This window comes from Natronomonas sp., from assembly GCF_028274965.1.
GTDB lineage: Archaea > Halobacteriota > Halobacteria > Halobacteriales > Haloarculaceae > Natronomonas.
The window spans coordinates 1-7,195 of sequence record NZ_JAQCNO010000038.1 but is presented as its reverse complement, the minus strand read 5'-3'; the positions used below and the strand labels follow the sequence as shown (position 1 = coordinate 7,195).

At 68.9% G+C, this 7,195-nt stretch carries 5 protein-coding genes; 4 read left to right on the top strand and 1 reads right to left on the bottom strand.

From position 1 onward, the window contains the following. Positions 1-255: 255 nt before the first annotated feature. The 4 genes from Q0916_RS05220 to Q0916_RS05205 all read left to right on the top strand — a co-directional run bounded on the left by Q0916_RS05220 (position 256) and on the right by Q0916_RS05205 (position 6,463). The gene (locus Q0916_RS05220) at positions 256-2,169 is read left to right on the top strand and encodes a PAS domain-containing protein (protein ID WP_299235323.1); all 1,914 of its coding nucleotides are present in this window, start codon (positions 256-258) and stop codon (positions 2,167-2,169) included. An 87-nt stretch (positions 2,170-2,256) separates the two neighbouring features. Continuing rightward, positions 2,257-4,008, top strand: a complete 1,752-nt coding sequence (locus tag Q0916_RS05215; protein WP_299235321.1) for a MutS-related protein — start codon at positions 2,257-2,259, stop codon at positions 4,006-4,008. A gap of 101 nt (positions 4,009-4,109) precedes the next feature. Continuing rightward, positions 4,110-4,805 carry a bacteriorhodopsin gene (locus tag Q0916_RS05210; RefSeq protein WP_299235319.1) on the top strand — a complete coding sequence of 232 codons (696 nt, stop codon included), beginning with the start codon at positions 4,110-4,112 and terminating at the stop codon, positions 4,803-4,805. Between the two features lie 5 nt (positions 4,806-4,810). Further along, positions 4,811-6,463 carry a methyl-accepting chemotaxis protein gene (locus Q0916_RS05205; RefSeq protein WP_299235316.1) on the top strand — a complete coding sequence of 551 codons (1,653 nt, stop codon included), beginning with the start codon at positions 4,811-4,813 and terminating at the stop codon, positions 6,461-6,463. Between the two features lie 66 nt (positions 6,464-6,529). Here Q0916_RS05205 and Q0916_RS05200 read toward each other — a convergent pair whose 3' ends face one another. Further along, a complete protein-coding gene (locus tag Q0916_RS05200; protein WP_299235313.1) occupies positions 6,530-7,084 on the bottom strand; it encodes a diadenylate cyclase in 555 nt (184 codons plus the stop codon). Positions 7,085-7,195: the final 111 nt, after the last annotated feature.

The window sequence follows — 7,195 nt, the reverse complement described above, 5'->3', positions numbered from 1 at the left end:
AAGTAGACCTGCGTGTGAATGGTGGGACGTTGAACGGCGAGAGTCACCGGCCTATTGCTGGTGACTGATTGCCGGGAGTCCACATCAAAGCCCCACCCTCAAGGACCGAGGCGCGTATGCGCCGAGGGAGTAGGGTGGGGTAGTTTACGCGGCGAAAACGCGGAGTAGTATTAATTACCCCGGACCGTTTTCGATCGGGTATGACTGAACCGACCGACGAGCGGGCTGTGTTGCGGTGGGTCCGACGGAGGGGCGATGCGTAATCGCCCGTCGGACCGAACCACCGGCCCCGACGGACGCGACGGCGGCGCGGACGCGAGTGCGGACCCGAGTGCGGACGCGGACGTCAGCCCGGTGACGCGGCGGCAGTACGACGCGCTGTTCGATCACCCGAAGATGGCGGTCGTGGTGCTCGAACCGGACGGGCGCGTCCGGCGGCTCAACGAGTCGGCCCGCGAGATGCTCCCCGACGCGGCCAAGGGGGTAGTGGGTCGGCCCCTCCCCGAGACCCCCTTCGCCGAGCGGCTCTCGATCACGCCGGAGCAGTTGCGCACGCACCTCGAGGACGCCCGCGAGCGCGAAACGGTGACCTACGAGACCCGGTACCGCTACGGGGCGCTCAGCCGGGATCTCGACGTGACGGTCGACCCGGTGACGCGCCGGGACGGCTCCATAGAGCGCGTCCTCCTGACCGCCTACGACGTGACCCAGCGGGTCGAACACGAGCGGGAGCTCCGGCGGCGGAACGAACAGCTTCGGGAGTTCGAGACGCTGGTCGGGACGTCGCCGGACGGGATCTTCAAGCTGGACGCCGACGGCCGGATGCAGTACGTCAACGGCGCGTGGGCCGAGACGGTCGACCGCGACCCCGCGGAACTGGAGGGTACGCCGTTCGCCGAGCTGGTCGAGGAGGGGGTCGTCCCGCAACAGGTCGTCGAGGACTACGTCGAGCTCCTGCCGGAGCTGCTGTCGGACGGGACCGACACAGAGCAGGGCAAACTGGAGATCGCGGTGACACCGCCCGGCGACGACGACGAGCACGTCTACGAGGCCCGGATCTCGGTGCTGCCGTACGACGAGGCGTTCGACGGCTGTGCGGTCGTCGTGCGCGACGTCACCGAGTCCAGGCGTCGCGAGGGCCAACTCGACGAGCTCCGAGACCGGCTGACGTACGTCCTCGAGGGGACGAACTCGCTGTTGTGGTCGCTCGATCTCGAGACCGGCGAGATGGAGGAGATCCAGGGGCCCGTAGAGCAGCTCCACCGCGTCGAGCGCGACGCGCTGTCGGACGTGTCGGGGGTGATCGAGTCGGTACACCCCGAGGACCGCGAGGACGTCACGGAGGCCTACGAGGCGGTCACGAGCGGTCGAAGCGACCAGGAGTCGGCCACGTACCGGACGCACCCGGACAACGGGGAGACGAACTGGATACGGACGAGCGCCTACGTCCAGCGCGGCGCGGACGCGCCGGACGGGTCGCCGCGGCTCTTGGGGCTCTCGACGGACTTCTCGACGGCCCGCGAGCGGCAGGCGGAACTGCGGCGGCAGAACGACCGCCTCGAGGAGTTCGCGAGCGTCGTCAGTCACGACCTCCGGAGCCCGCTCGCCATCGTCGACGCACGGTTAGAGATGGCGCGCGAGGAGGCCGACAGCGAGCACTTCGAGCACATCCAGGGGGCCATCGATCGGATGGACGACCTGATCAACGACCTCTTAGCGCTCGCCCGGAAGGGACAGACGATCACCGAGACCGAGCCGGTCGACGTCGGGGAGACGGCCGAGCAGTGCTGGCCGCGGATCGAGACCGCCGACGCCACGCTCCGGACGGGGATCGAGCGCCGGATCGAGGCCGACGCGTCGCGGCTCGCACAGCTCTTAGAGAACCTCTTTCGGAACGCTATCGAGCACGGCGGCGACGACGTTGCGATCACCGTCGGCGAACTGGACGCCGAATCGGGCTTTTTCATCGAGGATGATGGCCCCGGCATCCCCGAGGGGCGCCGCGAGGAGGCGCTCGAAGCCGGCTACTCGACCGCCGAGGACGGCACCGGGTTCGGGCTCAGCATCGTCAGGGAGGTCGCGGAGGCCCACGGCTGGGGGATGCGCCTCGCCGAGGGCTCTGCGGGTGGTGCCCGCATCGATATCGCCGGCGTCGAGTACACCGAGTAGATCCGACGCCGCGCGGCGAAGCGGCGACGGGACGCGGGGCGGGGGCGCTCCGTCAGCCTGATAGTCGGCGTCCCCGAGGGGTCCGGCATGGAACTCGAGGCGTACTGGGGGGTCGGCCCGAAGACGCGGGCGACGCTCGAGGAGGCGATCGGGACCGAGGCGGCACTCGAAGCCATCGAGGCGGGCGACGTCCGGGCGCTCGTCGAGGCCGGGGTCGGCCGGAGCCGCGCGACGCGGATCCTCCGGCGCGCACAGAGCGCCGACGGCATGGAGCTGTTGGCGACGCGGGACGCCCGGGCGGTGTACAAGACCGTCCTCGAGGAGGCCGCCGAACACGCCGTCAGCGAGGTCGCCTCCGACCGGATCCGAACGCTGACGCCGCTGACTGACCGCGAAGCGATGGCCGATCGCCTCGAGGCCGTCGAACGCGGGCGATCGGCGTGGGAGCAGGCGGACGAGGCCCACCGCGAGGCGATCCTCGAGGCGTTCGAGGCCTACGACGACGCCGGCGGCGGTCGGATCGCCGCGGTCGAGGCCGCGATCGAACTCCGCGAGGCCGGCGTTTCGGGCCCCGTCTTCGAGCCGATCGCCGACCTCGACGTCGGGGCGCTCTCGGAGGCCGCAGTCGCGCTGCGGGCCTTGGAGGGCGATCGGATCGCCGCCGGGGCCGATGGGACGCTCGATCGGCTCCGGGAGGCCCGCGAGACCGTCGATCGGCTCGCGGCGAGTCCCGAGGAGATCCTCGAGGAGCTCCGGGGCGGCGGGATCGACGATACCGCCGGCTTCCGCGCCGGAACGGTCGAGTACCTCCGGCGCGAGACGGGCCTCGAGTCCGGGCGGATACGGGACGCGATGGCCGAGGACGCGGTCGACGCGACGGCGTTCGTCGCCGAGACCCTCCGGGCGCTCCGGGAGGACCTCGCCTCGGCGATCGACGAGCGCCGGGAGGCGGTCCGGTCGGCCTTCGAGGCGGACGTCGACGCCGCGGGCGCGGACGTCGAGCGGGCGAGCGCCGCGATCGCGACCGTCGCGCGCGATCTCTCCTTGGGACGGTTCGCGGCCGCCCGGGATCTCACGCGGCCGACGTACGTCGATCGGGGGACGCTCGCCGTCGTCTCGGCCCGGAACCTCTCGTTGGACGGCGATCCCGACAGCGACGTACAGCCGGTCACCTACGCGGTCGGCCGACAGACGATCGCGCCGCCCGGCGACGAGCAGGTGAGCGTGCTCACCGGCGCGAACAGCGGGGGCAAGACGACCCTTCTGGAGACGCTGTGTGCCGTCGAGATCATGGCGCACATGGGCCTTCCGGTGCCGGCCGCCGAGGCCGAGGTCTCCGTGCTCGATCGGCTCGTCTTCCACCGCCGGCACGCGAGTTTCAACGCCGGCGTCCTGGAATCGACGCTCCGCTCTGTCGTCCCGCCGCTGGTCTCGGGCGACCGGACGCTCATGCTCGTCGACGAGTTCGAGGCGATCACCGAGCCGGGGCGGGCGGCCGATCTGCTCTTCGGCCTCGTCCGGTTGACCATCGCCGAGGGCGCCCTCGGGACGTTCGTGACGCACCTGGCGGACGACCTCGAACCGCTGCCGGACACCGCCCGCACGGACGGTATATTCGCCGAGGGGCTGACCGGCGATCTCGAGTTGGAGGTGGACTACCAGCCGCGGTTCGGCGAGGTCGGCCGCTCGACGCCGGAGTTCATCGTGTCCCGACTGGTCGCGAACGCCGACGAGCGCGCCGAGGAGGCCGGGTTCCGAACGCTCGCGGAGGCGCTCGACACCGACGTCGTCCAGCGGACGCTCTCCGACGCCGAGTGGAGCGGCTCGGAGACGGTCTGAACCCGGCTCTGAGGGCGTTCTGCGGTCCGTTTGTCGTTCGTTCGCCACTCAGTTCTCGAAACGATTGCAGGGATTATTTATATACCGCACCACCCATCGGTATGGTCGTAGAACTAGGTGTATTCAGCGTCACGTCGGCGATCATGCTCGTCGCGACGGGCGTGTTCGCGCTGTGGTACCTGACGTCGTCACAGAAACCGCGGTCGTACCTGTTGTTGCCGGCGATCACGGGCATCGCGGGCGTGCTGTACGCCGTCATGGCGCTCAGTTCGGCCGGCACGATCGGTCAGAACGTGATCGTCGAGGCCAGATACCTCGATTGGGTCCTCACGACGCCGATGATCGTCGCCTACATCGGGCTGACCGCCGGGGCGGACAAGCGGCTGATCGGCAAGGCGATGGCGGCCGACGCGGTGATGATCGCGGCCGGGTACGTCGCAACGACGGTTCCCGGGACCGTGCGGTGGGCCGGGTTCGCCGTCTCGATGCTCGCCTTCGTGTACCTGCTGTACCTCCTCGTGACGAAGGTCACCACGGTCGCCAACGACCGGATACCGGCGGTCCAGAGCACGTTCCGGACGATCCGCGATCTGACGATCGTCCTGTGGTGCGTGTACCCGGTCCTGTGGCTGATGGGGCCGACCGGGTTCGAGCTCGTCCGGGTCGCGGATTACCACTTCGTCATCGCGTCGCTCGATCTGACCGCGAAGGTCGGGTTCGACGCGATCGTCGCCGCCCGGGCGGCCCGGGTGTCGACGATGCTCGATGATCAAACGTTCTCGGGGGCGCTCAACTGACAACGATGTCCGACAACAGCCACACCCACGACGACAACGACAGCGGTTCCGACGCGGGCGTACAGGAACTCGAAACGGGCGGCATCATCGGCTCGCTGGGCTGGAAGGTCGTCGCCGGGAACGCCCTCTTCGGCGCGGTCGTCCTCCTGACCACCTACTCGCGGTGGGCGGCCATCGAGGGCGGACTCACCGGCGAGGCCCGGAGCCAGGTCGGGTCGGCGTTCATCGCGATCGCGGCGATCGCGGTGATCGGATCGGCGGTGTTTTCCATCGTCGTCGCCCGCGACATCACGAACGAGCTCGCCTTCCTCAGCGAGCGCGCCGAGCAGATGAAACACGGGAACATCGACATCGATCTCCGGAGCCCGCGGACCGACGAGGTCGGCGACATCTACCGGGGACTCGCCGGGATGCGGGACGCGCTCAGGGAGAAACTCGATGAACTCGAGACCGCCCAGACCGAGGCCAAGGAGGCGAAGGCGGCCGTCGAGAGCCGCAACGAGACCCTGACCCGCGAGGCCGAGCGCCTGAGCGTCGTGCTCGAGTCCGCGGCCGACGGCGACCTCTCGGTTCGGGTCGGCGACGAGGTCGAAAGCGACGTGATGAGCCCCGTCGCGGAGTCGTTCGACGAGATGGCGATCGATCTCGAGGAGACGATCGAGGACGTCCGGTCGTTCGCGGTCTCGGTCGACGAGGCGATCGAGCAGGTCGAGACCGCGGCCTCGACGGTGACACAACAGAACGACACCATCGAGAGCTCGATCGGCGTCGTCTCGGAGAACGCCGAGAAGCAAGACGAGAACGTCCAGCGGGCGGCCGACGAGTTGACCGACCTGTCGGCGACGATCGAGGAGGTCGCCTCCTCGTCGGACGAGGTCGCCGGCAAGTCCGAGCGGGCCGCCGAGAAGGGATCCGAGGTCGGCGAGCAGACGCGGCACGCCGTCGATCAGATCGAGGCCGCCCAAACGCAGACGACCGAGACCATCGAGGAGGTGACCGAACTAGAAAGCGAGATGGACCAGATCGGCGAGATCGTCGACCTGATCGACGACATCGCCGAGCAGACGAACATCCTCGCGCTCAACGCGAACATCGAGGCCGCCCGCGCCGGCGGCGACGGAGGCGGCGAGATCGGCGACGGGTTCGGCGTCGTCGCCAACGAGGTGAAGTCCCTCGCCGAGGAGACCTCCGAGAAGACAAGAGAGATCGAGGAGCTGATCGAGAACGTCCAGCGATCGACCGACAGCGTGGTCACGTCGATGGAACGGACGGACGAGCGGGTCGCCGACGGCCTCGAAGCCATGCGGGAGGGGGCCGACTCCCTGGAGACCGCGATCGAGGAGATCAACGACGCGAACGACGGCATCCAGTCGATCAGTCACGCGACCGACGACCAGGCGAGTTCGACCGAAGAGGTCGTCGCGATGGTCGAGGAGGTCGGCAGTCTCAGCGGCGAGACGGCCTCCGGCGCCGAGGACGTCGCGGAGGCGGTCGACACCCAGACCGGCGCGATCGAGGACGTCATCGACGACATCGGATCGCTCGCCGGCCAGACCGACCGGCTGGTCGAACAGATCGACACGTTCGTCACCAGAAACGAGGGGCCGGCGACCGGCGCGGACGTTGGCGCGTCACCGGTCGCGACAGACGACGACTGAGTCGTTCCGTTGTCGATTGTCGACGACCGCTCTTTTTTTCGACGACGCCGCCTCGGGTCCGAGCCGTCACTCCGGCCGCCACCGGCCGCCGATCTCCTCGCGGGGGTAGTCCCGGTACGTCCCGTCAACGAAGGACGTGACGCGGCCGTTCTCCTCGCTCAGCGTGACGGCGAAAAGCACCTCCTCGCGGGTGGATATCTCCATCGCGCTCAGGTGTTTGGTCCCCATCCAGTCGGCGTATGTCAGCTCCCCGACGTCGCCCATCTCCTCTTTGCTCGGGCTCCTGACGCGGACCATCTGCTCTTGGATCGTCCCGTCGGCGGCGACGACGACCGCGCCGTCACAGCTGAACGCGACGTCTCTGGCGACGTCGATGAACGGCTCGGCCGACTCGGAGACGACCCCACAGCGGTCGATCGGCCACGTGTTCGCGCCCAGCGGGTCGGTGTAGGAGTCGAAGTCGACGTCGGCGACGATGAGAAAATACAGGCTCGGCCCGGCGACGTACGTCTCGCCCCAGCGGTCGAACTCTAGGCTCAGCGTCTCGCAGGTGTACCTGAGGAGATCCATCAGCTCCCTGCTCGTCTCGTAGTTCACGCGGGAGTCCTCGCGTCCCTCCATACCCCCGATACGGTCTCGTGGTATATATGAATGCGTCCGACGCGGGACCGGACCGCGGAGCGTTCGGCGCGACGAGAGGGCTCATGTCGGCTCCCGAAGCGCCGAGGCGGT